The 24,403-nt window shown below is 59.6% G+C and carries 19 protein-coding genes; 5 read left to right on the forward strand and 14 right to left on the reverse strand.

Annotated features, from left to right (window positions below):
* The gene (locus ACA059_RS30290) at positions 1-1,380 is read right to left on the reverse strand and encodes an OprD family porin (RefSeq protein WP_497632032.1); all 1,380 of its coding nucleotides are present in this window, start codon (positions 1,378-1,380) and stop codon (positions 1-3) included.
* 349 nt (positions 1,381-1,729) lie between these two features.
* Positions 1,730-3,067, reverse strand: coding sequence for an OprD family porin (locus tag ACA059_RS30295; protein ID WP_497632034.1), 1,338 nt, complete (start codon positions 3,065-3,067; stop codon positions 1,730-1,732).
* Between the two features lie 356 nt (positions 3,068-3,423).
* Between ACA059_RS30295 and tauA the strand changes: the two genes are divergently transcribed.
* A complete protein-coding gene (gene tauA, locus ACA059_RS30300; RefSeq protein ID WP_497632036.1) occupies positions 3,424-4,413 on the forward strand; it encodes a taurine ABC transporter substrate-binding protein in 990 nt (329 codons plus the stop codon).
* Between the two features lie 116 nt (positions 4,414-4,529).
* Here tauA and argA read toward each other — a convergent pair whose 3' ends face one another.
* Both argA and argE read right to left on the reverse strand, forming a co-directional pair.
* Complete coding sequence (gene argA / locus ACA059_RS30305; protein ID WP_008150423.1) at positions 4,530-5,828, reverse strand: amino-acid N-acetyltransferase; 1,299 nt, start codon at positions 5,826-5,828, stop codon at positions 4,530-4,532.
* 229 nt (positions 5,829-6,057) lie between these two features.
* A complete protein-coding gene (argE, locus tag ACA059_RS30310; RefSeq protein WP_497632037.1) occupies positions 6,058-7,224 on the reverse strand; it encodes an acetylornithine deacetylase in 1,167 nt (388 codons plus the stop codon).
* Between the two features lie 316 nt (positions 7,225-7,540).
* Here argE and ACA059_RS30315 point away from each other — a divergent pair, with 316 nt between their 5' ends.
* Positions 7,541-8,908 carry a CYTH domain-containing protein gene (locus ACA059_RS30315; RefSeq protein WP_201184802.1) on the forward strand — a complete coding sequence of 456 codons (1,368 nt, stop codon included), beginning with the start codon at positions 7,541-7,543 and terminating at the stop codon, positions 8,906-8,908.
* Between the two features lie 86 nt (positions 8,909-8,994).
* Here the strand turns inward: ACA059_RS30315 and ACA059_RS30320 are convergent, their stop codons facing one another.
* Complete coding sequence (locus ACA059_RS30320; RefSeq protein WP_497632038.1) at positions 8,995-9,465, reverse strand: Lrp/AsnC family transcriptional regulator; 471 nt, start codon at positions 9,463-9,465, stop codon at positions 8,995-8,997.
* A gap of 126 nt (positions 9,466-9,591) precedes the next feature.
* On the opposite strand from ACA059_RS30320, the gene ACA059_RS30325 reads away from it, so the two are divergent.
* The 3 genes from ACA059_RS30325 (at position 9,592) to ACA059_RS30335 (ending at position 12,196) form a co-directional block, all read left to right on the forward strand.
* A complete protein-coding gene (locus ACA059_RS30325) occupies positions 9,592-9,930 on the forward strand; it encodes an ACT-like domain-containing protein (RefSeq protein ID WP_497632039.1) in 339 nt (112 codons plus the stop codon).
* 90 nt (positions 9,931-10,020) lie between these two features.
* Complete coding sequence (tfpB, locus tag ACA059_RS30330) at positions 10,021-11,805, forward strand: type IV pilus assembly ATPase TfpB (RefSeq protein WP_497632040.1); 1,785 nt, start codon at positions 10,021-10,023, stop codon at positions 11,803-11,805.
* A 73-nt stretch (positions 11,806-11,878) separates the two neighbouring features.
* Positions 11,879-12,196 carry a DUF2388 domain-containing protein gene (locus tag ACA059_RS30335; protein ID WP_134420813.1) on the forward strand — a complete coding sequence of 106 codons (318 nt, stop codon included), beginning with the start codon at positions 11,879-11,881 and terminating at the stop codon, positions 12,194-12,196.
* Positions 12,197-12,350: 154 nt separating this feature from the next.
* On the opposite strand, the gene gcvP is transcribed toward ACA059_RS30335, so the two are convergent.
* From gcvP to pepP, 9 genes are all read right to left on the reverse strand, one after another.
* A complete protein-coding gene (gene gcvP / locus ACA059_RS30340; protein ID WP_497632041.1) occupies positions 12,351-15,224 on the reverse strand; it encodes an aminomethyl-transferring glycine dehydrogenase in 2,874 nt (957 codons plus the stop codon).
* 244 nt (positions 15,225-15,468) lie between these two features.
* Positions 15,469-15,852, reverse strand: coding sequence for a glycine cleavage system protein GcvH (gene gcvH, locus ACA059_RS30345; RefSeq protein WP_074871817.1), 384 nt, complete (start codon positions 15,850-15,852; stop codon positions 15,469-15,471).
* A 50-nt stretch (positions 15,853-15,902) separates the two neighbouring features.
* Positions 15,903-16,985: a glycine cleavage system aminomethyltransferase GcvT gene (gene gcvT, locus ACA059_RS30350; RefSeq protein ID WP_497632042.1), complete on the reverse strand. Its 1,083-nt coding sequence runs from the start codon at positions 16,983-16,985 to the stop codon at positions 15,903-15,905.
* 156 nt (positions 16,986-17,141) lie between these two features.
* A complete protein-coding gene (locus tag ACA059_RS30355) occupies positions 17,142-18,758 on the reverse strand; it encodes an ABC transporter permease (RefSeq protein ID WP_497632043.1) in 1,617 nt (538 codons plus the stop codon).
* Positions 18,759-18,914: 156 nt separating this feature from the next.
* Positions 18,915-19,919 (reverse strand): extracellular solute-binding protein, encoded by a 1,005-nt coding sequence (locus tag ACA059_RS30360; protein ID WP_497632044.1) that lies wholly within the window; start codon positions 19,917-19,919, stop codon positions 18,915-18,917.
* Positions 19,920-20,178: 259 nt separating this feature from the next.
* Positions 20,179-21,396, reverse strand: coding sequence for a 2-octaprenyl-3-methyl-6-methoxy-1,4-benzoquinol hydroxylase (locus ACA059_RS30365; RefSeq protein WP_497634750.1), 1,218 nt, complete (start codon positions 21,394-21,396; stop codon positions 20,179-20,181).
* Positions 21,397-21,405: 9 nt separating this feature from the next.
* A complete protein-coding gene (locus ACA059_RS30370; protein ID WP_497632045.1) occupies positions 21,406-21,891 on the reverse strand; it encodes a DUF4442 domain-containing protein in 486 nt (161 codons plus the stop codon).
* A complete protein-coding gene (gene ubiH / locus ACA059_RS30375) occupies positions 21,884-23,071 on the reverse strand; it encodes a 2-octaprenyl-6-methoxyphenyl hydroxylase (RefSeq protein WP_497632046.1) in 1,188 nt (395 codons plus the stop codon). The genes ACA059_RS30370 and ubiH overlap by 8 nt, the downstream gene beginning before the upstream one ends.
* Complete coding sequence (pepP, locus tag ACA059_RS30380; protein ID WP_347802468.1) at positions 23,068-24,402, reverse strand: Xaa-Pro aminopeptidase; 1,335 nt, start codon at positions 24,400-24,402, stop codon at positions 23,068-23,070. Before pepP ends, ubiH begins: the two co-directional genes overlap by 4 nt.
* Position 24,403: the final 1 nt, after the last annotated feature.

The raw sequence follows: 24,403 nt of genomic DNA on the forward strand, positions 1-24,403 counted from the left end.
TTACAACAGCGGGATCGAGTAGCTGACGATCAGACGGTTTTCGTCCTGGTCGCGTTGGCCTGGGACGTCGTTGCGCCACATGGCGTTTTTCCACGTGAGGCCCAGGTTTTTCAGTGGGCCTTCCTGGACTACGTATGCCAGGGTCAGGTCGCGTTCCCATTCGGAACGGCCGGAGCCGGCCACTGCGGTGCTGGAGCTGCTGATGGTGTCGATGTTGTCACCGCGCAGGTAAACGATGCCGGCAGTGGCGCCTGGCAAGCCAACCTTGGCGAAGTCATACGAGTAGCGAGCTTGCCAGGTACGTTCGCCGGCACGGGCGAACTTGGCAATCTGCGAATCGGTAATGATGTAAGCCGACGAGCCATCACCCTGGTTCAACCAAGGGAAATCGCTGCTACCGTTGCTGACCTGGTAACCGCCACCAAAGGTGTGACCGGCAACGGAGTACAGGAACAGGCCGCTGTAAAGGTTGTTGTCAACTTTGCCCCGACCAGCGCGGAAGCCCTGATAGTTACCGGAGCTGTAGTAAGTCGAGTCGTTGCCGTTGGCACCATCGTCAGAGCTGTTGAAGTAACGCAAGTCAGACTTCAGCACACCAGGACCGATCGACCAGTTGTGAACCAGACCCAGGAAGTGTTGCTTGTAGAAATCTTCCAGGTTGCCGTAGTAGTACTGGGCAGTCAGGTCTTTGGTGATTTTGTAGTCGCCACCACCGTAGATGAACTTGTTGCTGTCACGACCGGATGCAGTACGACCGTTAGCACCAGCGATCGACAACTCTTCGTTGTTGCTGGAGTTACGACCCTTTACGTGCTCGATCTGACCCCCGACCAGTGTCAGGTCCTTGATCTCGTTCGAAGTGACCTGACCGCCCTGGAAGGTTTGCGGCAGCAGACGACCGTCGTTGGTCACGATCACCGGCAGTTTTGGCTGCAGGGTGCCCAATTTCAGTTCGGTCTGGGAAATCTTGGCTTTGGCAGTCAGGCCCAGGCTGGAGAAGTTATCAACTGCTTCGCCGTTGGACTTGCTTGGAAAAACAGTACCGCCATAAGAACCATAGTTCGTGGCAGTTGCAGGGCTCGCACCATTAGTGCCACCGCCGGAATCCAGACGCACGCCCAACAGGCCGATAGCATCGATACCAAAGCCGACGGTGCCCTGGGTGTAGCCGGAGATGAAGCGCAGGTCGAAGCCTTGGCCCCATTCTTCGTTCTTGTTCTGGGCGCCGGCAGCTTTGGTGCCCGAATCACGGTTATCGTTATTGATGTAGAAGTTACGCAGCCCCAAAGTAGCTTTGCTGTCTTCGATGAAACCGGCGGCGCCTGCCTGCTGCGCCAAAACCCCTACGGCCACAGCCAGGGCCAAGGTGGACTTGTTCATTTGTTTCGCTCCTATCGTTTCTAATTTTTGAGGTCCTGGGTCGAATGCCCTGGATCCTGAAATACTCGGTTAGTGCCAGACCGTGTGAGTACGGCGATGGCCTGACCCTGTGATTTTTGCCCGCATGATAAACACAAAAAGAATTATTTCATTAGTTTTCATGCCATCCAGGAATATAGCTTCGCGCTATTACTCGGAGTCGGGACCCAAGGTATCGGCTCGTATGCCACCCACTTTAGGCGTTTGGCTTAAAAGCTAAAAAGAATAAAAAATTACTACGTAAGCTCTAATTGGAATATTGAGAAACACAAAAAAACCTCGCTTACAGGCGAGGCTTTTCCGGTGGCTTTTAGAGGAAGCTGTAGGTGTAGTTGAAGATCAGACGGGTCTGGTCAACATCGGGGTTGTTGGAGACTTCACTCCCACGGTAGACGCCATTACGCACCGTCACGCCGAAGCCTTTAAGGGCGCCCTGCTGGATGGTGTAGTCGATCCGCATGTCGCGTTCCCACTCGGACGAATCAGGACCACTACCGTTCGTTGCTTTGATGTTGTCGCCGTGCAGGTAGGCAATAGAGGTTTTCAGGCCCGGCACACCCAGCGCAGCGAAGTCATAGGAGTACTGGCCGAAGGTCGTGTTTTCACCGGCACGGACAAAGCCGTTAATCATGGCGTCGGTGAACAGGTAGAAGCTCGCGCCACCGTTCGCTTCCGGACGACCATTGCCATCCACAACATTGCCCTGGTTCAGGTAGACGAAACCGCCGTCATCGTTGACGCGCTGGTGACCGAGCAGGAATGCGTTGCCACCCAAGGTGTAGGTGAACATGGCGCTCCAGGTCTTGTTATCGACCTCGCCCGGAGTCCTGGCAAAACCGTTGTTGTTATTGAAGCGGTAGCCGGCGTCGCCGTTCTTGCCAACGGAGCTGCTGTCAAAATAGCGCAAGTCTGTCTTGAAGGACTGGTTGGCATCGATCGGGAAAACGTGAATCAGGCCAAGGAAGTCCTGTTTGTAGTAATCCTTCAGATTCGAGTGGTAGTACTGCAGGGTAAGGTCCTTGGTGACCTTCCAGTCAGCACCGGCGTAACGGAACTGATTGCTGTCCTGAGTACCGCCAGCCACGGCCAGGCCGGTGGAGTTTGAAGAGGCGCGACCCGCCGAGTGTTCCAACTGACCCGCGTTGAGGGTCACGTTGTCGATTTCCTTCGAGGTGATGGTGCCACCGTCAAAGGTCTGTGGCAGCAGGCGGCTGTCGTTCGCTACCAGAATCGGCATGTTCGGTTGGAGAGCGCCACCCAAGTGGGCTTCGGTCTTCGAGAAGCGAGCCTTGACGTTAGCCGCCGCACGGCTCCACTCGTCCACGGCCGAATGGTCGGTGTCGCTTGGGAAGAAAGTGTTGGGGTCAGGGTGATGGCCCTTGCCACCGTCCAGATGGATACCCACGAGGGCCTGGGCGTCTATACCGAAGCCGACAGTACCTGGGGTGAAACCTGACAGATAATCGAACTTGAGGCCTTCAGCGGTCTCTCTCTGATCCGCACCGCCTTCTCGGTTATCGTTGTTGTAATACATGGTGCGAGAACTGACGGAAGCCTTGCTGTCTTCCAGGAAACCCGCGGCGCCTGCCTGCTGCGCCAAAACCCCGACGGCCACGGCCACACCCAGAGCCAAGGTGGACTTGTTCATTGTTTCGCTCCTCTCGTTTCTAATTCTTGTGTTCTTGGTCCTGGGTCGTATGCCCGGGATCCTAAGATCCGCGATTAGCGCCAGACCGTGACCCACAAGTCAATCGTAACTTTGTGTGTCTACGACCATGGTCTAATCCCCAATAAATTCCTTCCTTGTCGGGCCATAAACCCAAAAAGAATCACCCAATTCTTTTTCATACCATTTAGGAATTTAGCTCCGCACTACCGCTTGAGCCGGGACACAGGCACCGGCACCGGCTCATAAGCTAATTCCTAAATGGTATTTGTTAGCCTTTTTTTAGATCGATTAGCTTTGATGCAATTCACGATCAATCCCTATCGAAAGGCAGCGCCATGACGACCAAACGCGCACTATCCGGTCCAATTGTTACAGTTTGTGTATCGCTAATAATATCTTTTAGCGCTCACGCGGCGAACCTCACGATCGGTTATCAAACCGGCATCGACCCCAGCAAAGTCCCCCAGGCAGACGGACTGTACGAGAAAACCATAGGCCAGAAAATTGACTGGCGTCGTTTCAATAGCGGCCCGGAAGTGGTTACGGCCATTGCTTCCGGCGATGTGCAGATTGGCAACCTCGGCTCAAGTCCGCTGGCGGCCGCTGCTTCGCGCAATCTTCCGATCGTTACGTTCATTGTTTCCGCCCAGATCAACGCCGCCGAAGCACTGGTGGTGCGTAATGGCAGCGGCATCGATAAACCGGAAGATCTGATCGGCAAGACCATCGCCACACCTTTCGTTTCAACCTCCCACTACAGTTTGCTGGGTGCGTTGAAGCACTGGGGCCTGGATGCCTCGAAAGTCAAAGTGGTGAATTTGCAACCGGCGGAAATCGCGGCGGCGTGGAAGCGTGGTGACATCGATGGGGCGTTTGTCTGGTCACCCGCGCTGGGGGAAATTCGCAAGACCGGCAAGACTCTGACCGACGCTGCACAGGTCGGCCAATGGGGTGCTCCGACCTTCGAGGTCTGGGTCGCGCGCAAGGATTACGCCGAGAAACACCCAGAGGTTGTGGCCAAATTCGCCAAGGTCACGCTGGACTCGTTCGCCGACTATGCCGCGCATAAAGACAGCTGGACCGCTGACTCGGTACCGGTGCAAAAAATCGCCAAACTGACCGGTGCCAATGCCGTTGATGTACCGGAGTTGCTGGCCGGTTCCACGTTCCCGGATGCTAAAGCCCAACAGACCACCGCGCTGCTGGAAGGCGGCACGGCCAAGGCGATTGGCGAGACGGCAAAGTTCTTGAAGGAACAAGGGAAGGTTGAAACGGTACTGCCGGATTATTCGCCCTATGTCAGTGCGAAGTTTGTGCAGGAGTAACGCAACATCCGTGTAGGAGCTGCCGCAGGCTGCGATCTTTTGACTTTTAGCGATCTTTCTATCGCCGGAAGATCAAAAGATCGCAGCCTGCGGCAGCTCCTACAGGGGCACCGCGATTACAAGGTTTTTTCGAAGATCTTAGAATTACGCTGATAGTTGTACAGCGACGCCCGCGCTGATGGCAGACGTTCAACACTGCTCGGCACGAAACCACGCTCGCGAAACCAGTGAGCGGTCCGGGTCGTCAGTACGAACAAGGTTTTCAACCCCTGCGCCCGGGCGCGGGTTTCGATGCGCTCCAGCAATTCATCACCACGACCGCCATGGCGATACTCCGGGTTCACCGCCAGACACGCCAACTCCCCCGCATCCGAATCAGCAATCTGATACAGCGCCGCACACGCGATGATCATGCCTTCGCGTTCGACCACACTGAACTGCTCGATCTCACGCTCCAGCACCTCACGGGAACGCCGCACCAGAATGCCCTGCTCTTCCAGCGGGCTGATCAAATCCAGCAAACCACCGACGTCTTCGATGGCCGCTTCGCGCACAATCTCGAATTGCTCCTGGGCCACCAGCGTACCGCCACCGTCACGGGTGAACAGTTCGGTCAGCAGCGCGCCGTTTTCGGCGTAGCTGACGATATGACTGCGCGCCACGCCGCCGCGGCAGGCCTCAGCGGCCGCATCCAACAGCTCAGCTTGATAGTTGCTGCCCAGGCGCTGCAGATGCGCCGGCACTTGTTGCGGACGCAACTCACGAACCAGACGACCGTTTTCATCGATCAAACCCAGGTCGGCGCCGAACAACAGCAGCTTGTCCGCCCCCAGATCGATGGCCGCGCGGGTGGCGACGTCTTCGCAGGCGAGGTTGAAAATCTCACCGGTCGGCGAGTAACCCAGCGGCGACAGCAGCACGATGGAGCGCTCATCCAGCAGGCGATTGATGCCCTTGCGGTCGACCCGACGCACTTCGCCGGTGTGGTGATAGTCGACACCCTCCAGCACGCCGATCGGCCGCGCCGTCACCAGGTTGCCGCTGGCCACCCGCAGACGCGAGCCCTGCATCGGCGATGAAGCCATGTCCATGGACAACCGCGCTTCGATGGCGATACGCAGCTGGCCCACCGCATCGATCACACACTCCAGCGTTGCGGCGTCGGTAATGCGCATCCCGTGGTGGTAATGCGGGGTCAGGCCGCGTGCAGCCAGGCGGGTTTCAATTTGTGGACGGGAGCCGTGAACCAGCACCAGTCGCACGCCGAGGCTGTGCAACAGCACCAGGTCGTGGACGATATTGCCGAAGTTCGGGTGCTCCACGCCGTCACCGGGCAGCATGACAACGAAGGTGCAATCGCGGTGGGCGTTGATGTAAGGCGAAGCGTGACGAAGCCAATTAACGTATTCGGGCATGAACCTGGGCCTGTAATAAATAGCAGCCAAAAAATGGGCGAAACTGAAAACGCACAGCGGGCTGATGGTTATCGTCGGAACAGGCTTGGCGACACGCGCGCTCTCCTCATGAATACGAGTTGGGACATTGGCAATTTATACGCGCTCCCTGTAGGAGCTGCCGAAGGCTGCGATCTTTTGATCTTTGTTTTTAGACGCAAGATCAAAAGATCGCAGCCTTCGGCAGCTCCTACTCTGGCATTGGCGTTTTGGCCGGTGTCAGGCAGTAATGTTCAATCAGTTGACGTAATAGATGCACCGTAGGCTGCAAACGTGACATTTCGAGGTATTCCCCCGGTTGGTGCGCACAGGCGATGTCGCCAGGGCCGAGCACCAGTGTTTCGCAGCCAAGACGCTGAAGATAAGGCGCTTCGGTGCCGAACGCCACTGCTTCGGCGAGATGCCCGGTGAGCTTTTCAGCGACTCGGACCAATTCAGAGTCCTCGGCCTGCTCGAAGGGCGGTACTTCGGGGAACAACGGCGCGTAATCGATCTTCACCTGATGCCACTCGGCAATGGGCTTGAGCTTCTGCAGAATCTCCGCGCGCAGGGCATTGGGGTCCATGCCTGGCAACGGGCGCAGATCAAACTCCAGCGAACACTGGCCGCAAATGCGGTTGGGGTTATCGCCACCATGGATGCAGCCGAAATTCAGGGTCGGCGTCGGCACGCTGAACTGTGGATTACGGAATTCACGCTGCCACGCCAACCGCAAACCACGCAGTTCACCGATGGCATCGTGCATGGCTTCGAGGGCGCTGTGGCCGAGGCGCGGATCCGAGGAGTGGCCGCTCTGGCCGAGGATGTCGATGCGCTCCATCATGATGCCTTTGTGCATGCGGATCGGCTTCAGCCCGGTCGGCTCGCCGATCACCGCCGCGCGACCGAGCGGACGCCCGGCTTCGGCCAGGGCGCGAGCGCCGGACATCGAGCTTTCTTCATCGCAGGTGGCGAGGATCAGCAGCGGTTGCTTGAACGGCTGATCGAGCAGAGGTATGACGGCTTCGATGGCCAGCGCGAAAAAGCCCTTCATGTCGCAACTGCCCAGCCCGACCCAACGGCCGTCGACTTCGGTCAGCTTCAGCGGATCGGTCTGCCACAGCGCGCCATCGAACGGCACCGTGTCACTGTGACCGGCCAGCACCAAGCCACCGGGGCCGGAACCGAAACTGGCCAGCAGATTGAATTTGCCGGGGCTGACCTGCTGGATGTCGCAGGCAAAACCCAGATCGCCGAGCCACGTCGCCAGCAAATCAATCACCGGACGGTTGGATTGATCGAGGCGGGCCTGCGTACAGCTGACGGACGGTGCGGCGATCAGCGCAGCGAACTGATCTTTCATGGACGGCAAAGGCATCGCTGACTCCAACTCCCGAGTTGAAGTCCATCATAGAACCATCCGGTGACAGGAATAAACCGCCGCGGCGCGGGTAGGGTCTGTTGACGCTTGGTGACGAGCCGAGACGGAGTCCCCTTGGTGCAGGGCAAGGCGCGAGGAACGTGGTTTGGTTGTCCCAAATGAGTTCCGAGCAACGCAGCCCTGCGCCAAGGGGGGGCCGTCGCGGCCGTCACCAAGCGTCAACAGACCCTATCTCGGATGAGTCCTGTACACTGCACGACCTTGGCAGCCACACATTCCCCCGGCTGCGCTCCCGATCCTGGATTTTCCGGCCATGCAGAAAGAAACCGAAATCAAACTCCGCGTCAGCCGAGAAACCCTCGCTGCCCTGCGCGAGCACCCGCTCCTGAAAAAACGCAACAAAAGTGGCTGGGAACGCCGTGAGTTGATGAACCAGTACTTCGACACGCCTGAGCGCGACCTGGCCCGCGCCAAGGTTGCCCTGCGCCTGCGCCGCGATGGCGAAGAAGTGATTCAGACCCTCAAGACCCGCGGCCAGAGCGTCGCCGGTTTGTCCGAGCGTAACGAATACGACTGGAACCTGCCCAAAGCCAAGCTCGACGTGAAGAAACTCGACGGCGAATGCTGGCCTGAAGAGTTGGCCGAGCTGGACAAGAAAACCCTGAAGCCGATCTTCACCACCGATTTCGTCCGCGAACGCGCGGAAATCGCCTGGGGTCGTGGCAAGACCAAAGTGGTGATCGAAGCCGCACTGGATCTGGGTCACGTGATCGTGGGCAAGCAGAAAGAAGAAATCTGCGAGCTGGAGCTGGAGCTGCGCGAAGGCGAGCCGGCCGCTCTGCTGGAGCTGGCCGCCGAACTGGCCGCGACCCTGGCCCTGATGCCATGTGACATCAGCAAGGCCGAGCGCGGCTATCGCTTGTACGACGCCAACAGCTATTCGTTGAGCTTGCCGGCGCCGCAGATCACCGCGGAAACGCCGCTGGACGACGCTTTCGCCGCGTTGAGCTGGCACTTGCTGAGCAGCAGCCAACGCCTGGCCGAGCAGTATCGCTTCAATGGCCACTGGCGCCTGTTGCAGGACTGGGTCGAAAACCTGGCTGAATTGCGCGCGTTGCTGAGCAGCCTGGGCCAAGCCGCGCCGCGTCAGTCGACGCACGATCTGCGGGTTGCGCTGGATGCCTTGCTGGAAGACTGGCGCCCACTGGTGCAAGCCGGTGTCGACGACGAAGACGTGCGCAAAGCCGCGCCGGAGCAGTTCCTCGAAGAACTGGAAGATCCGCGTTGGGGCTTGTTCTCGCTGAACACTTCGCGCTGGTTGCTGGCCCGCACCTGGGCTGCCGATCGCAACGTCCGCGGCAATCGCCAGGGCGCTGCGCAACTGGGCAGCTGGCTGCCGCGTTTGCTGGGTGAAGAAGCGACCTCCCTGCAATTGCAGCGTTATCAGCAACAGCCGGAAGACCTGGCCGAGCAACTGCCGCGCATCGAGCGCATCCAGGCCTGGCTGCACCACGCCCGCAGCGTGTTGGACATCCCGGAAATGGATCGCTTGTACGGTGAGCTGAAACAGCTTGCTCAATTGGCCAACGAGCCGATCACCGATGAATCGCTGGATGCACGTAAGCAGCAGGCGATTGCGGTGTATCAGAATCGTGCCTGGAAGATGCTGCTGCGTATGTGACACCGCTAAAAGATCTCAGCCTTCGGCAGCTCCTACAGGTGTACGCATTCCCTTGTAGGAGCTGCCGCAGGCTGCGATCTTTTGCTTTACCGCAACACCGGCAAACTCGTCGTGGACTTAATTTCCGACAACGCCACGATCGAGTTCACCTCCTGGATCCCCGGCACCATAGACAGCTTCTCGAAGAAGAAGAGCTCATACGCCTCGATGTCCGCCGTCACAATCCGCAGCAAGAAATCCACCGACCCCATCAGCACATAACATTCCAGCACTTCGGGAAAACCGCGAATCGCCTCGGTGAATTCGGTGAAGTTCGAACGCCCGTGAGCGTTGAGTTTGATTTCGGCGAAGATCTGCGTGTTCAGACCGATTTTCTTCCGGTCGAGCAAGGTCACCTGCCCGCGAATGACCCCCTCCTCCTTCATCCGCTGAATCCGCCGCCAGCACGGCGACTGCGACAGCCCCACCTGCTCCGCAATCTGCGCACTGGAAAGCGAAGCGTCCTCTTGCAGCAACGCCAGAATCTTGCGGTCGTAGCCATCCAGCTCGCTATGCATAAAAAAACCTTCGATTGATAACTTGCCGAATCAAGCAATTCAAATAATCGCCAATTGGCCCAATCATAGATAAGAAATGCCCCGCACCGAATGTAAAAATTCCTCCAGTGATTTTGGAGACCGACCATGCCGCATCTAGAAGCCGTGAACACCCCGCACACCCGCGCCGATGTCTGGAACGTCAGCAATGCCCATTGCCGCGTCCACTATCAATTGCTGGCCGAAGCCGAACCGGACCTGCTGTGCCGGGTGCTCAACCTGTTCGCTTTGCAGTTTCTGACGCCGCAACAGGTCAACGTGCAGCGGATGGACGATCTGCTGTCGATCGACATCGTGATAGACGGCCTGAGCTGGCACCGCGCCCAAGTGATCACGGAAAAATTACGTAACCTGATCAGCGTCTGTTCGGTTGAGCTGCAAGCAGCTGATTGCGCGTGGGATGAGCCGGCTCAGGCGGCGGGCTGAAAAAACTCGACACGGCTTCGTCGGGTAGTGGCCCAACGGTCTGCGGGTCCGCGACTATCCTTTGCGAACTGTTGTTCATGAGGAGCCCGCATGTCCGTTCAACTTGCCATTCAGGACCGCTGGCTGGATCTCAATGATTTGCTGCGTGAACTGGTCGCCCAAGGCTTTATCAGCCAGGACTCGGCCGAACACGCGCTCAATGCTCGACGCCGTCACGCTGCCAATGGCCAGATGCACCCGCTGGAATTCATCGCCAGCCAACACCTGGACGACCTCAGCCGTCCCGGCAAACACCTCGACCTGGAAAGCCTGACGCTTTGGCTGTCACAGCAGGCCGGCCAACCTTACTTGCGTATCGACCCGCTGAAAATCAACGTGGCGGCGATTACGCCACTGATGTCCTACGCCTTCGCCCAGCGTCACAAGATCCTCGCCGTGTCCATCGACCGCGACTCGGTGACCGTGGCCAGCGCCCAGCCCTACGTCACCGGCTGGGAAGCCGACCTGACCCATGTGCTGAAGCTGCCGATCAAGCGTGTGGTGGCCAACCCGGTGGACATCCAGCGCTTCAGCGTGGAGTTTTTCCGCCTGGCCAAATCGGTCAGCGGCGCGACCAACGCCGATCAGCAGATGAACACAATGGGCAACTTCGAACAGTTGCTCAATCTCGGCGCCAGCGACCAGGAGCCGGACGCCAACGACGCGCACATCGTCAACATCGTCGACTGGTTGTTCCAGTACGCGTTCCAGCAACGCGCCAGCGATATCCACATCGAACCCCGGCGCGAACAAGGCACGGTGCGTTTTCGCATCGACGGCGTGCTGCACAACGTCTATCAATTCCCGCCGCAAGTGACCATGGCCATCGTCAGCCGCCTGAAAAGCCTCGGGCGGATGAACGTCGCGGAAAAACGCAAACCCCAGGACGGCCGGGTCAAGACCAAAACCCCGGACGGTGGCGAAGTCGAGCTGCGGCTGTCGACATTGCCTACCGCATTCGGCGAAAAAATGGTCATGCGGATCTTCGACCCGGAGGTACTGCTCAAGGACTTTGATCAGCTGGGTTTCTCCGCCGAAGACTTGCGTCGCTGGCAGGACATGACGAGCCAGCCCAACGGCATCATCCTGGTCACCGGCCCGACCGGTTCCGGCAAGACCACCACGCTGTACACCACCCTGAAGAAACTGGCGACGCCGGAGGTCAACCTCTGCACCATCGAAGACCCGATCGAAATGGTCGAGCCAGCCTTCAATCAGATGCAGGTCCAGCACAACATTGACCTGACTTTCGCCGCCGGTGTGCGCGCGCTGATGCGGCAGGATCCGGACATCATCATGATCGGTGAGATCCGTGATCTGGAAACCGCTGAAATGGCGATCCAGGCTGCGCTCACTGGCCACTTGGTGCTGTCGACGCTGCACACCAACGATGCGCCGAGCGCGATCAGCCGCTTGCTAGAGCTGGGCGTGCCGCATTACCTGATCAAAGCCACGGTGCTTGGCGTCATGGCCCAGCGCCTGGTCCGCACCTTGTGCCCGCATTGCAAGGCGCCGCTGACCCTGGGTGAAGAAGACTGGCAAACCTTGACCCGGCCCTGGCAGGCACCGTTGCCGAACAACGCACATCGCGCCATCGGTTGCCTGGAATGCCGCGATACCGGTTACCGCGGCCGCGCCGGGGTCTACGAAATCATGCAGCTGACGGACGGCGTCAAAGCGCTGATCAACCCCGACACCGATTTGCTGGCCGTGCGGCGTCAGGCCTTCAAGGAAGGCATGCGCAGTTTGCGCTTGTCAGGGGCACAGAAAGTGGCGGCAGGTTTAACGACGATCGAGGAGGTGCTGCGAGTAACGCCGCAGAGCGAACAAAAGTAGGCGGGGCCGTGATGGAACTCGATTGGAGGATTGGTAATCCAACGCCGTAGTTAACCCAGTGGAGTCACCCAATATGCGTCTCAAACTTGCTGTCGCTACCATCGCCTTGTTGTCCCTTCCTGTCGGTTCGGCGATGGCCGATAGCTTTTGGCGTAACGTCATCTCGTCCGGTGCGACCACCGGCTCGACCTACCTGACCTTCAAGGATCACAAGCTGATCATCGCCGCCCAAGACGATGCCGGCAGCTTTGTCGCCAGTGACGGCGGCATTCGCGGCCCATACCTGGAGGCCGCGATGCAGAAAGTCCGCGCCGACAACCCTGGCCTGCAGGCCACGGACATGGAACTGGCGAACGCGATCCTGGCGAAGAACGCCGTCGCTTCGGAATAAGATTTACTGCTGAACAAAAAATGCCGCTCCCAGGAGCGGCATTTTTTTGCCCGCTGAAAAGCAAAGATCGCAGCCTTCGGCAGCTCCTACCTTGATTGTGTGTACGACACGGACTCTGTAGGAGCTGCCAAAGGCTGCGATCTTTTGATCTTCCTCAACGGTAATCATCCACCGGGACGCAAGCGCAAAACAGGTTCCGATCGCCGTAAACGTTATCGACACGGTTCACCACCGGCCAGTACTTATGCGCCTTCGTGTGAGCATCCGGCGTCACCGCCTGCTCGATGCTGTAGGACCGCTCCCAAACCCCGGTGATATCCGCCAGGGTATGCGGCGAACGTTTCAGCGGGTTGTCATCGGCCGGCCAGTTGCCGTTTTGCACCTCGGTGATTTCTGCACGGATACTCAGCATCGCCCCGATAAACCGGTCCAGCTCTGCCTTCGACTCACTTTCGGTCGGTTCAACCATCAACGTCCCCGGCACCGGAAACGACATGGTCGGCGCATGGAAGCCATAGTCCATCAGCCGCTTGGCGACGTCCTCCTCGCTGATCCCGGTCAGCGCCTTGAGTGGCCGCAGGTCAAGAATGCATTCGTGAGCCACCCGCTCGTTGCGCCCGGTGTAAAGCACCGGAAACGCCCCGGACAAGTGCTGCGCCAGGTAATTTGCGGCGAGGATCGCCACCTCACTGGCATCCGCCAGCTGCGGCCCCATCATCGCAATGTACATCCAGCTGATCGGCAGGATGCTCGCGCTACCCCAGGGCGCCGCGCTGACTGCGCCGTTTTGCGCCAGTGGCCCGTCGATCGGCACCACCGGATGGTTGGCAACGAACGGCGCCAGATGCGCCCGCACACCAATCGGCCCCATGCCCGGCCCGCCGCCACCATGGGGAATGCAGAAAGTCTTGTGCAGGTTCATGTGGGACACGTCGGCGCCAATGTCCGCCGGGCGCGCCAGTCCGACCTGAGCGTTGAGGTTGGCGCCATCCATGTACACCTGGCCGCCGTGGCTGTGAATAACTTCGCAGATTTCGCTGATGCCTTCCTCGTACACGCCGTGGGTCGAAGGATACGTCGCCATCAGGCAGGCGAGTTTGTCTCCGGCCTCTGCGGCCTTGCCTTTGAGGTCATCCAGATCAACGTTGCCCGCCTCGTCGCATTCGACAATCACCACACGCATGCCGGCCATCTGCGCCGAAGCCGGGTTGGTGCCGTGGGCCGAAGACGGGATCAGGCAAATATCCCGCGCACCCTCATGACGACTCTCGTGATATTTGCGGATCGCCAGCAACCCGGCGTACTCGCCTTGGGCGCCGGAGTTGGGTTGCATGCAGATCGCGTCGAAACCGGTGATCGCGCAAAGCCAGCGCTCCAGTTCTTCGATCATCAGCGAATAACCGACCGCCTGCTCTTTCGGCACAAACGGGTGCAGGTTGGCGAACTGCGGCCACGTGATCGGGATCATCTCGCTGGTGGCGTTGAGCTTCATGGTGCAGGAGCCCAGCGGGATCATCGATTGATTGAGCGCCAGGTCCTTGTTCTCCAGTTGCTTGAGGTAGCGCAGCATCTCGGTTTCGCTGTGATGGGCGCTGAACACCGGGTGGCGCAGATAAGGCGAGGTACGCAGCAGACCTGCGGGAATGCCGGAAGCAAGGGTTTCAGCATCCAGTTCGTTGACGTTGAGCCCATGATCGGCACCGAGGAACACATCAAACAACTTCGCGACGGTGGATTCGTCAGAGGTTTCGTCGAGGCTCAGCCCCAACTGCCCACGCCCGAGAATGCGCAAATTGATCTGTGCAGCCTGGGCACTTTCGATGATTGCCGTCTGAGTACCACCGACTTCCAGCGTCAGCGTGTCGAAAAAGTGTGTGTTGAGGCGGGTGATGCCGTGGCGTTCCAGGCCAGCGGCGAGGATGCTAGTCAGCCGATGGACGCGCTGGGCAATGCGTTTCAGCCCTTCCGGACCGTGGTAGACCGCATAGAAACTGGCAATGTTGGCCAGCAGCACCTGCGCGGTGCAAATGTTCGAGTTGGCTTTCTCCCGCCGGATATGTTGCTCGCGGGTTTGCAGGGCCATGCGCAGGGCGACGTTGCCGCGAGCATCTTTCGACACGCCGATGATCCGCCCGGGAATCGCCCGTTTGTACTCATCGCGACTGGCAAAAAACGCTGCGTGAGGGCCGCCATAACCCATGGGCACGCCGAAACGCTGAGAGGAACCGAACACCACGTCGGCGCCCAACTCCCCCGGCGGCGTCAGTAACAACAGACTCAGCAGGTCAGTTGCGACACACGCCAAGGCTTGCTGCGCATGCAGATGATCGATCAATGGACGAAGATCGCGGATTTCGCCGTGGGTATCGGGATATTGCAGGAGCGCGCCGAACACTTGGTGCTGTTTCAAGTTATCCACAGAGTCGATGATCAGCTCGAAGCCGAACCCTTCTGCCCGGGTCTGCACCACGGAAATGGTCTGCGGATGACAGTTTTCGTCGACGAAGAACAGATTGCTTCTGGACTTGGCGACACGCTTGGCCAGTGCCATGGCTTCCGCCGCCGCCGTGGCTTCGTCCAGCAGCGAGGCGTTGGCCAGTTCCAGGCCCGTGAGGTCGATGGTCAATTGCTGGAAGTTCAGCAGCGCTTCGAGCCGCCCTTGGGCGATCTCTGGTTGATACGGCGTGTACGCGGTGTACCAACCGGGATTTTCCAGCACGTTGCGCACAATAACGGTCGGTGTGAGGGTGCCGTGGTAGCCCATGCCGATCAGGCTGGTCCAGACCTGGTTTTGCTCGGCGTAACCGCGCAGTTTGGCCAGCGCGGCTTCTTCGTCGAGCGCGGGTGGCAGGTCGAGCGGCCTGTTCAGGCGGATTCCCGGCGGCACCGTCTGCTCGATCAACTCGACCCGGCTGCCGAGGCCGAGGCTGTCGAGCATCGCCTGTTGTTCGGCGGCATCGGGCCCGAGGTGGCGGCGAAGAAAGGCATTGGGGTCGCGTAACTGGCTCAAGGACGGCAACTGGGACATGACGGGCTCTCTCTTGACTGGCGCTCAACGTCGATGCAACACGGTCAAACCAGCATAGCAGTCGATGTCGCAGTGCCCTTGAACATCAAAAGATCGCAGCCTCGTTTCACTCGACAGCTCCTACATTGGAATGCGATCCCTGTAGGAGCTGTCGAGTGAAACGAGGCTGCGATCTTTTGATCCCTGATCTGCAAGGAATAAAAAAGCCCCGACAGGTCGGGGCTTTGGGGGTGACGCGGATCGCTTACTCGCCGATGGCGGCCTTGTAGCCAGCTGCATCGAGCAGCTTGTCCAGATCGCCAGCGTTGCTTGGCTTGAGCTTGAAGATCCAGGCACCGTACGGGTCGGAGTTGAGCAACTCAGGGTTAGCGCTCAGTTCTTCGTTGATGGCAATCACTTCACCGGCAACCGGGGAGTAGATGTCCGAAGCGGCTTTAACCGACTCCACCACACCGGATTGATCACCGGCAGCAAAGACTGTTCCGACTTCGGTCAGCTCAACGAACACCACGTCGCCCAAGGCTTCCTGAGCGTGATCGCTGATGCCCACGGTGACGCTGCCATCGGCTTCGAGACGGGCCCACTCGTGACTTTCGGCAAAACGCAGGTCGGCAGGAATATCGCTCATGTTCTGTGTCCTCAAGAGAATTGTCAGCGGTCGTTGCCCGCCAGAAAAGGTTAGATCAAGGTTTTGCCATGGCGTACGAAGGTCGGTTTGACCACTCGGACCGGGTACCACTTGCCACGGATTTCCACTTCTGCGCGGTCGGCTGTCGCCATCGGCACGCGCGCCAGTGCTATCGACTTGCTAAGCGTAGGAGAGAAACTACCACTGGTGATCTCCCCTTCGCCAACATTGGCGATACGGACCACTTGATGAGCGCGCAAAACCCCACGCTCTTCAAGGACCAGACCGACCAGTTTGTGCTGCACGCCACCCGCCCGTTCCGCTTCTAGAGCGCTGCGACCGATGAACTGGCGAGTGGCCGGTTCCCAGGCAATGCTCCAGGCCATGTTGGAGGCCAGCGGTGAAACGTCTTGATGAATGTCCTGACCGTAGAGGTTCATGCCGGCTTCAACCCGCAGAGTATCGCGCGCCCCGAGGCCGATCGGCGAGATGCCCGCGCCCACCAGATCGTTGAAGAATCCTGGTGCTTGATTGGCCGGCAGAACGATTTCCAGGCCATCTTCGCCGGTGTAACCCGTGCGCGCGATGAACCAGTCACCATCGGCCTGGCCTTCGAAGGGCTTGAGCATCTGAATCAGGTTGCCGCGGGACTGGGTCACCAGTTCGGAGATTTTGTGCCGGGCCTGAGGACCTTGAATGGCCAGCATCGCCAGCTCGGAGCGCTCGTTGAGCCGCACATCGAAACCATCGATATGGGCCTGCATCCAGGCAAGGTCCTGATTACGGGTGGAGGCGTTAACCACCAAACGATAGCCGTCGTCGAGACGGTAGACGATCATGTCGTCGACGATGCCGCCGCGCTCGTTGAGCATGGTGCTGTACAAGGCACGGCCAGGGCTGTGCAGACGTTCGACGTCATTGGCCAGCAAATGCTGGAGCCAGGCCTTGGCCTGAGGGCCGCTGACATCGATCACGGTCATGTGGGATACATCGAAAACCCCGCAATCGCGGCGCACCTGATGGTGTTCCTCGACCTGCGAGCCGTAATGCAAAGGCATATCCCAACCGCCAAAATCGACCATCTTCGCGCCGAGGGCGAGATGAAGGTCATACAGAGGCGTGCGCAGTCCCATGGGTTTCTCCTTCCGGGCGTGGCGAAGGTGCGGGCCGGTGCTGCACGGGGTGAAAGCCTTGAAATAGAAGGCTTTCAGCCGATTTCAGCTACCTGGTCCGTAGGACGGACCGCACCGAATGCCGCGCATTGTAGCCTCAAGGTGTAGGACTGGCACCTAGGCGTTTCGATGCGCTGAACGTCGAATCAATCCGATAACCGGTAGCAGGCCGACCAAAACCAGGGTCAAGGCCGGCAAAGAGGCCCTCGCCCACTCGCCTTCGCTGGTCATTTCGAAGATCCGTACCGCCAGCGTATCCCAGCCAAACGGGCGCATCAGAAGGGTCGCGGGCATTTCCTTGAGCACATCGACGAACACCAGTAACGCAGCGCTCAACGTTCCTGGCAGCAATAACGGCAGATACACTTTGAAAAACAGTCGTGGCCCACTGACGCCAAGGCTACGTGCCGCTTCGGGCAAAGATGGCCGTATTCGCGCCAGACTGCTTTCTAGCGGCCCATAAGCCACCGCGATGAAACGCACCAGATAAGCCAGCAACAACGCCGAGAGGCTGCCCAGCAACAATGGCCTGCCGGCGCCGCCCAACCAACCCGATAACGGGATCACCAGTTCGCGGTCCAGGTAACTGAACGCCAGCATGATCGACACCGCCAGCACCGAACCCGGCAAGGCGTAGCCGAGGTTGGCCAGGCTGATGCCGGAGCGGATCGCTCGGGTCGGGGCCTGGCGCCGGGCAAACGCCAGCACTAAAGCAACACTGACGGTGATCAGCGCCGCCATGCCGCCCAGGTACAACGTATGGACGATCAGCCCCGCGTAACGCTCATCCAGGTCGAAGCGCCCGCGTTGCCAGAACCACACCACCAGTTGAAGCACTGGAATGACGAAAGCGCAGGCGAACACCAGACCGCACCAACTCATGGCCGCCAGCGCCTTGAAACCGCGCAGGTGATACAGCGCCTTGACCCGTGGTCGTTCGTTGCTCGCCCGGTTGGCCCCGCGAGCACGGCGTTCGCCGTACAGCACGACCATCACCACCAGCAGCAACAGGCTCGCCAGTTGCGCGGCGGTAGAGAGGCTGAAAAATCCGTACCAGGTCTTGTAGATGGCGGTCGTGAACGTGTCGAAGTTGAACACCGATACCGCACCGAAATCCGCCAGGGTTTCCATCAGCGCAAGCGCCACGCCAGCGCCGATGGCCGGGCGCGCCATGGGCAACGCGACTCGCCAGAACGCTTGCCACGGGGATTGCCCCAGGACTCGCGCCGCTTCCATCAAGCCTTTGCCCTGAGCCAGGAACGCGGTTCGCGCCAACAAGTAAACGTAGGGATAAAAAACCAGCACAAGGACCAGAATCACGCCGCCAGTGGAGCGCACGCGCGGCAACCTCAAGCCCGTGCCGAACCATTCGCGCAACAGGGTTTGCACGGGGCCGGCGAAATCCAACAGGCCGACGAAGACGAATGCCAGCACGTAAGCGGGAATGGCGAATGGCAGCATCAGCGCCCAGTCCAGCCAACGCCGACCGGGGAATTCGCAGAGGCTGGTGAGCCAGGCCAGGCTCACACCCAAGAGCGTCACGCCAATACCGACGCCGAGCACCAGGGTCAGGGTATTGCCCAGCAGGCGCGGCATCTGGGTATCCCAGAGGTGGGACCAGATTTGATGATCGATGGTTTGCCATGACAACAGCAAAACGCTAAGTGGCAGCAGGACCAGCGCAGCGATGGCGAAGACCAGGGGATACCAGCGGCGTTGGGCGGGGTGGGCCAAGGAAGGTCTCTCGCGGATCAATCGTGAAGTTTAGGAAAAATGCAAAAAGATCGCAGCCTCGTTTCACTCGACAGCTCCTACATGGGTACGCCATCCCAATGTAGGAGCTGTCGAGTGAAACGAGGCTGCGATCTTTTGATCTTTAACGCGCTGGACTCAGTTCCAACCCGCCCGATCCATCATGCGAATCGCTTCAGCCTGACGCTTGCCGGCAATTTCCACAGGCAAGGTATCAGCCACAAACTTGCCCCAGCTCGCCACTTCTGCAGAAGGCTGAACCGCAGGGTTGGCCGGGAATTCCTGGTTCACGTCAGCAAAGATCTTCTGCGCTTCAGGTGTGGTCATCCATTCCACCAAGGCCTTGGCCGCTTCCGGGTGCGGGGCGTGTTTGGTCAGGCCGATGCCCGACAGGTTCACGTGCACGCCACGGTCGCCCTGGTTCGGCCAGAACAGCTTCACCGCCAGATCAGGCTTCTGCTTGTGCAGACGACCGTAGTAGTACGTGTTGACGATACCGACGTCGCATTGACCCGCGTTGATGGCCTCCAGCACCGCGATGTCATCCGAGAACACATCGGTGGACAGGTTATTCACCCAGCCCTTGAGAATCTTCTCGGTTTTGTCGGCGCCATGGACTTCGATCATGGTGGCGGTCAGGGACTGGTTGTAGACCTTCTTCGCCGTGCGCAGGCACAGGCGGCCTTCCCAGTTCTTGTCGGCCAGACCTTCGTAGGTGGTCAACTCACCGGGGTTCACCCGATCGGTGGAGTAAGCGATGGTCCGCGCCCGCAGGCTTAGACCGGTCCAGGCATGGGCAGATGAGCGGTATTGCAGCGGGATGTTGGCGTCGATCACCTTGGAGGTGAACGGTTGCAGGATGCCCATTTGCTCGGCCTGCCAGAGGTTGCCGGCATCGACGGTCAGCAGCAGATCCGCGGTGGCGTTCTCGCCCTCGGCCTTGATCCGCTGCATCAGCGGCGCTTCCTTGTCGGTGATGAACTTCACCTGCACGCCGGTTTTCGCGGTGTAGGCATCGAAGACCGGTTTGATCAGCTCGTCGATACGCGAGGAGTAAACCACCACCTCGTCAGCGGCCTGGGCAGCAGTGCTGCCAATCAGGGTCAGGGCGAGCGCGGTCAGTAGACGCTTCGGTACCAACATGGGAGCGATCTCTCGATTGAAAAAGTAAGGCCAAATGATATGGACTCACATTTACGTTCTCAATCGAACAGTTTGCGGAGGCGTTACCAGATGTTGCATAGCCAGAGTGCTTACCTGTGGCGAGGGGATTTATCCCCGCTGGGTTGCGAAGCGACCCTATAACTGCAGTCGAGGAAAGTCAGACACACCTGTGCGTTGGTAAACGACTGCTGCGCAGCCGAACGGGGATAAATCCCCTCACCACAGGACTGTGCCCACTTCAGGCCTTGGCGAGTGCCGGCAGATCCCCGATCAACCCCAGCGCCTCCCGCACGAACAGCGCCTTGGCTTCGGGCATCTGGTCGACCATCTTCAACCCGGCATTGCGCAACCAGCGCACCGGCAACGGATCAGCCTGGAACAGGCGCTCGAAGCCTTCCATTGCCGCCATCAACGCCAGGTTGTGGGGCATGCGCCGACGTTCGTAACGGCTGAGCACTTTCACATCCGCCAGACGCTCGCCACGCGTGGCCGCTTGCAACAGCACTTCGGCCAGCACGGCGGCATCGAGAAAACCAAGGTTCACGCCCTGCCCGGCCAATGGGTGAATGGTGTGCGCCGCATCACCGATCAACGCCAAACCTTCAGCCACATAACGCTTGGCATGACGCTGCCGCAGCGGTACGCACAGACGCGGATCGGCGCTGAGCACCTTACCGAATCGGCCTTCGAAGGCCCGCTCCAGCTCTTTGCAGAAACCGTCGTCATCCAGCGCCATCAGACGTTCGGCTTCACTCGGGGTGGTCGACCAGACGATCGAACACCAATCCTGCTGACCGTCACGCTCCAGCGGCAAAAACGCCAGCGGACCGTTGTCGGTGAAGCGCTGCCACGCGGTCAGTTGATGAGGTTTGGCGCTGCGCACGCTGGTGACAATCGCGTGGTGCATGTAGTCCCACTCGCGCGTCGCCATGCCGGTCAGACGCCGAACGGCGGAATTAGCGCCATCCGCTGCGATCACCAAAGGTGCGCGCAAGGTGCGGCCATCGGCCAGGGTCAGCAGCCAGTCATCGCCGGAACGACGCATTTGCTCCAGGCGCGCGTTGGCCAACATTCCGAGGTCGCAGTCGTGCAAACGGTCGAGCAAGGCGTCCTGAACCACGCGGTTCTCGACGATATGCCCCAGCACGTCGGCATGCACACTGGTCGCCGAAAAATGGATGTTCCCCGTGCCGCTGCCGTCCCAAACGTGCATGTCGGTGTAAGGGCTGCTGCGCCGATTGGCGATGCCGTCCCAGACGCCCAGACGTTCAAGAATCCGCTGACTGGCAGTCGACAAGGCGCTCACTCGCGGCTCGAACGAAGCCTGAGCATCGAAGGGTTTGACGCTCATGGGGCTGCCGTCCAGCAGCAGGACTTCCAGCCCGCTGTCCTGCAACGCCAGCGCCAGGGCGCTGCCGACCATTCCGGCCCCGACAATCAGCAGATCTGCGCGCATTTCCATGCTTTAAGCCTGTCTCGCTTGCGGCTTGAGCCGCACGTAAAGGGTTTTTCCGACCCGCGCCACCAAAGTGCCGGCGCCGTCATGAATATCGACCTGCAATTGCGGCAGGTACTTTTCGCCATCCGCTGTCTGCCGACGGATCTCGTCGAGCAAGGTATCGTCGATTCTGAAGCTGGCGAATACCGGGCCTTTGCCCGGCGCGATGAAATCGATGTCGGCGGCTTTGTCCCAGACGATGTATTTCGGTCCGAGGTTTTCCAGCAGCATCAGCATGTAGAACGGATCAACCATCGAGTACAGGCTGCCACCGAACTGGGTGCCGACGTAATTTCGGTTGTACCAACCCAGTCCCATGGACACCGTGATGTCACGGAAATCATCGCTGATGTATCTCACTCGAACCCCGGCGCCGAGGTACGGTGGGTAGAAGCTCATCACCCAACACATCAACCGCGCTTTGCCGAACTTGTTGGTCAGCCACTTAAGCATCGGGACGCGTACCCAAACCCATGGCCTGTCGCGCGAACCAGCGTTTGGCCGGCGGCAACAGGTCCAGCCCGAGGAGACCGATGTTGCGGCCCAGGGAAACCAATGGTTGAGTGCTGCCGAACAAACGGGTGACCTGATCGGAGAAACCCACGGTCAGGTTCTGATCCAGACGCTGACGCTCGCGGTAGGCCTGTAAGGTCGCAAAGTCTCCGGGAGATGTTTCGCTGGCCAGCAACGCATCGGCCAGCGCTTGAGCATCACGCAAGGACAGGTTGAAACCTTGCCCGGCAATCGGGTGCAGGCTGTGGGCAGCATTGCCGAGAATCGCCAGATGCGGACGCACCTGCTCTTCGGCCTCGATCAATGTCAGCGGGTACAAGTGCCGCGCGCCAACCTGCTTCAAAGTGCCGAGGCGATAACCGAACACCCCTTGCAACTCGCTGAGGAAGCTCTTTTCATCGAGGGCCGCCAGCCGTTGCGCGTCCATTCCCAATCGGGTCCAGACCAGTGCGCAGCGGTTTTCCGGCAACGGCAACAAGGCCATCGGGCCGTCATCGGTGAAACGCTCGAAGGCCATGCCGTTGTGCGCTTCGCTCGGGGTGATGTTGGCAATCAGCGCACTCTGGTTGTACGGGCGCTTTTTAATGCCGATCCCCAGTTGTTCGCGCAGGCCGGAACGGCCGCCATCCGCGAGCACTGCGAGGTCGCATTCCAGGGTCGTTTCATCGTTGAGGATCAGGCGATAGCCGTCGGTCAGTGGCTCCATGCGCGAGACTTCCGCCGGACAACGCCAGGTAATCACGTCCTTATCCAGACCTTGCCAGAGGCATTGGCCGAGCCAGGCGTTTTCCACCACGTAACCCAGCGCCGGAACGCCCTCTTCCATTGCCGACAATCGCGCGGTGGAAAAACGTCCACGGTCGGAGACATGAATCTGCTTGATCGGCTCGGCGCGGCGGGAGATTTCCTGCCACACGCCCAAGCGTTGATAAATTTGCTTGGCGCCGTAGGACAACGCCGAAGAACGGGCGTCGTAGCTCGGTTGATAGGTGTGGCCGGGGGCAAAGGGTTCGATCAACACGATCTTCCAGCCACGAGCCTTGGCCCCTGCTTGCAACGCCAACGCCAGGCTGGCGCCGACCAGACCACCACCGATGATTGCCAGATTGACTCGACTCATGCCGCTTGTGTCCGCGCGGCGGCCATCAAGGCCTCGATCTCGGCGACCGTTTTCGGTACGCCTTTGGTCAGGATTTCACAGCCGCTTTTGGTGACCACTACGTCGTCCTCGATGCGCACGCCAATGCCGCGCCATTTCTTCGCCACGTTCTGGTTGTCCGGGGCAATATAGATGCCCGGTTCCACGGTCAACGCCATGCCGACTTCCAGCACGCGCCATTCGCCGCCGACCTTGTATTCGCCGACATCATGCACATCCATGCCCAGCCAGTGGCCGGCGCGGTGCATGTAGAACGCTTTATAGGCTTCGCTGGCGATCAACTCGTCGACGTCGCCCTGCAACAGGCCCAACTTCACCAGACCGGCGGTAATCACCCGGACCGTGGCTTCGTGAGCCTGATTCCAGTGTTTATTCGGGGCAATTTCGGCAAACGCGGCTTCTTGCGACGCCAGCACCAGCTCGTAGATCGCCTTCTGTTCCGCTGAATACTTGCCGTTGACCGGCCAGGTGCGGGTGATGTCGCTGGCGTAGCAATCGATTTCGCACCCGGCATCGATCAACACCAGGTCGCCGTCCTTGAGCACCGCGTCATTCTGCTGGTAATGCAGGATGCAGCTGTTGCGCCCAGCGGCAACGATCGAACCGTAGGCCGGCATTTTCGCCCCCCCCTTACGAAATTCGTAGTCGAGTTCGGCTTCGAGACTGAACTCATGCAGCCCGACACGGCTGGCCTGCATCGCGCGGATGTGTGCCTGTGCGGAAATCCGTGCGGCTTCGCGCATCACCTTCACTTCTGCCGCCGATTTATACAGGCGCATGTCGTGAAGCAGATGATCCAGGGCAACGAATTCGTTCGGCGGCTGGGCGCCGAGGTGCGCTTTAGAGCGGATCACGTTGATCCAGTCCATCAGGTGCCGGTCGAATTCCGGGTTGCTGCCCATGGCCGAATACACCCGGTCGCGACCTTCGATCAGGCCCGGCAAGATGTCGTCGATGTCGGTGATGGGGAAGGCGTCGTCGGCGCCAAAGTCGCGAATCGCGCCTTCCTGCCCGGCGCGCAGGCCGTCCCACAACTCCCGTTCGGCATTGCGTTCACGACAGAACAGTATGTATTCGCCATGTAAACGCCCAGGCATCAAAACGATGACCGCCTGAGGCTCGGGAAAACCGCTGAGGTACTGGAAGTCGCTGTCCTGACGGTAGACGTGCTCGACGTCGCGGTTGCGGATCGCAACGGCGGCGGCGGGCAGGATGGCGATGCTGTTGGGTTCCATCTGCGCCATCAGGGCCTTGCGGCGACGGCTGTATTCCGATTTCGGGATATGAATCATG

The sequence above is a fragment of the Pseudomonas sp. LBUM1647 genome, assembly GCF_059716175.1.

Excerpts from the sequence above, each read along its gene's own strand:
- ACA059_RS30290 (WP_497632032.1), bottom strand. The coding sequence starts at position 1,380 with ATGAACAAGTCCACCTTGGCCCTGGCTGTGGCCGTAGGGGTTTTGGCG.
- ACA059_RS30295 (WP_497632034.1), bottom strand. The coding sequence starts at position 3,067 with ATGAACAAGTCCACCTTGGCTCTGGGTGTGGCCGTGGCCGTCGGGGTT.
- tauA (WP_497632036.1), top strand. The coding sequence starts at position 3,424 with ATGACGACCAAACGCGCACTATCCGGTCCAATTGTTACAGTTTGTGTA.
- argA (WP_008150423.1), bottom strand. The coding sequence starts at position 5,828 with ATGCCCGAATACGTTAATTGGCTTCGTCACGCTTCGCCTTACATCAAC.
- argE (WP_497632037.1), bottom strand. The coding sequence starts at position 7,224 with ATGCCTTTGCCGTCCATGAAAGATCAGTTCGCTGCGCTGATCGCCGCA.
- ACA059_RS30315 (WP_201184802.1), top strand. The coding sequence starts at position 7,541 with ATGCAGAAAGAAACCGAAATCAAACTCCGCGTCAGCCGAGAAACCCTC.
- ACA059_RS30320 (WP_497632038.1), bottom strand. The coding sequence starts at position 9,465 with ATGCATAGCGAGCTGGATGGCTACGACCGCAAGATTCTGGCGTTGCTG.
- ACA059_RS30325 (WP_497632039.1), top strand. The coding sequence starts at position 9,592 with ATGCCGCATCTAGAAGCCGTGAACACCCCGCACACCCGCGCCGATGTC.
- tfpB (WP_497632040.1), top strand. The coding sequence starts at position 10,021 with ATGTCCGTTCAACTTGCCATTCAGGACCGCTGGCTGGATCTCAATGAT.
- ACA059_RS30335 (WP_134420813.1), top strand. The coding sequence starts at position 11,879 with ATGCGTCTCAAACTTGCTGTCGCTACCATCGCCTTGTTGTCCCTTCCT.
- gcvP (WP_497632041.1), bottom strand. The coding sequence starts at position 15,224 with ATGTCCCAGTTGCCGTCCTTGAGCCAGTTACGCGACCCCAATGCCTTT.
- gcvH (WP_074871817.1), bottom strand. The coding sequence starts at position 15,852 with ATGAGCGATATTCCTGCCGACCTGCGTTTTGCCGAAAGTCACGAGTGG.
- gcvT (WP_497632042.1), bottom strand. The coding sequence starts at position 16,985 with ATGGGACTGCGCACGCCTCTGTATGACCTTCATCTCGCCCTCGGCGCG.
- ACA059_RS30360 (WP_497632044.1), bottom strand. The coding sequence starts at position 19,919 with ATGTTGGTACCGAAGCGTCTACTGACCGCGCTCGCCCTGACCCTGATT.
- ACA059_RS30365 (WP_497634750.1), bottom strand. The coding sequence starts at position 21,396 with ATGCGCGCAGATCTGCTGATTGTCGGGGCCGGAATGGTCGGCAGCGCC.
- ACA059_RS30370 (WP_497632045.1), bottom strand. The coding sequence starts at position 21,891 with ATGCTTAAGTGGCTGACCAACAAGTTCGGCAAAGCGCGGTTGATGTGT.
- ubiH (WP_497632046.1), bottom strand. The coding sequence starts at position 23,071 with ATGAGTCGAGTCAATCTGGCAATCATCGGTGGTGGTCTGGTCGGCGCC.
- pepP (WP_347802468.1), bottom strand. The coding sequence starts at position 24,402 with ATGATTCATATCCCGAAATCGGAATACAGCCGTCGCCGCAAGGCCCTG.